Below are 1,369 nucleotides of genomic sequence, written 5' to 3'. Positions count from 1 at the left end.
TCTCGGGGGTGCCACTTTTCTTGTCGCGGCCGCGATAGAGGTATTCGCCGTGATAGCCGCTCTCGACTATTGGACCAAGCGGCGGGCAAGATACTCGGGGCCAACCGTTCTGTTCGGGGCCTTGATTGCTCTTGTCGTCAACGCGTCGTTGCTCTACCTGCAGGTATCCGGCCATGTTTTCGCGCACTGGTTCTGGCTCTGGATAGTCCTCACGGCCTGGTCTTTGTGGGCTCTGGTCATCCTCCTCCGCGACCGGGCTTGGAGTGGATTGAATTACCCTGTGCGTATATCGATTCTAGCGATCGTCTCTGGCGTCCTCGCAGTTGCCAACGTGGCGTATTCGCAGGTGTATGTCCCCTACTCCGCACTCCCGCTGGTGGAGAGTGCGGCTGAATTCAAAGGGTCAACCCTGAACGGCAAGGGGACGAAGATGTACCTGCCGGTCCATTTCTCCGTGAAGAATGCAGGTGGGGTCTCCGTGTATATTCTCGGCAGTATCTACTGGATCCGCGGCGGGCCCGCGAAGGATCCGGATTGCCTGCAGCGTGCGACGAGCAGTGCAGACTGCGAGGTGATCAAGTCTGACTACCTCATCCCGCCGCCGGGGCAGGAGTTGGTTCCGGGGGAGGAACTCTCGGAGGACGCGGTCGTGAAGATCGACCATCCCGAGAAGTTCACCTATGAAGTGGTGACAGCTCAGACCGAGGTTTATCTGGCCAGGACTGACAGAATGACCATCGATCGGGGCTTTGAGAATTACAAGAATTCTCAACAACTCAAGAAGGAGGGCAAGGACAAGGACCCCGAAGGGCCGCCTAACGTTGATTATTTGCGATATCAGGCCAATATTTCGAATGGTAATGAGATTCTCAATGCGACCCGGGGTCATCCACGTGTGACGCTGTGGTGGGCGAACAGTGTTCCCAGGCCGTTCATCTATGTGGATGTGGGGCCGCCGGGTCATAGGAATGGCTATAATCCCGATCGCGCCAACGGAAACCCGGAGGTCGTCGGCCGGTACGGTTTCAAGGTTTTGCGCAGCTCGACGGTGCGGGCGCCCTTCGTGGAGCTTCTGGACACGGCTCAGGACGATCTCAACGCTAAGTGACGGCCTCAGCCCGTGGGGTAGCGGGCCAGCCAGCCCGGGGAGGCGCCCGAGGGGCCGTGCAGGGCGCGGCCCTGGGTCATCTCCAGGGCGAAGTCGCCGGCCACTTCCAGGACCGTGGCCCGGCCCTCCAGCTCGGCGAGCCAGGCCGCCGGCAGGGCCGTCTCTCTGTGCAGGGCACCCAGCAGGGCCCCGCACAGGGCGCCCGTGGCGTGCAAGTCGCCGCCGTGGTTGACGGCGAGCCGCAGCCCGTGCGGGACGTCC

General features: G+C 61.6%; 2 protein-coding genes. One reads left to right on the top strand and one right to left on the bottom strand.

Annotation, left to right across the window (positions count from 1 at the left end; all coding sequences use genetic code 11):
- On the top strand, positions 1-1,108 hold a 1,108-nt coding region (locus ACFVV5_RS19140), incomplete at its 5' end, for a hypothetical protein (protein WP_387247289.1).
- 5 nt (positions 1,109-1,113) lie between these two features.
- Here ACFVV5_RS19140 and ACFVV5_RS19135 read toward each other — a convergent pair.
- Positions 1,114-1,369 (bottom strand): ADP-ribosylglycohydrolase family protein (locus tag ACFVV5_RS19135; protein WP_387247287.1); only part of this gene is annotated, 256 nt, incomplete at its 5' end.

Origin of the sequence: Leifsonia sp. NPDC058248 (assembly GCF_042881905.1) — a bacterium.
Classification (GTDB): Bacteria; Actinomycetota; Actinomycetes; order Actinomycetales; family Microbacteriaceae; genus Leifsonia.
This window is presented reverse-complemented; position numbering and strand designations above follow the sequence as displayed.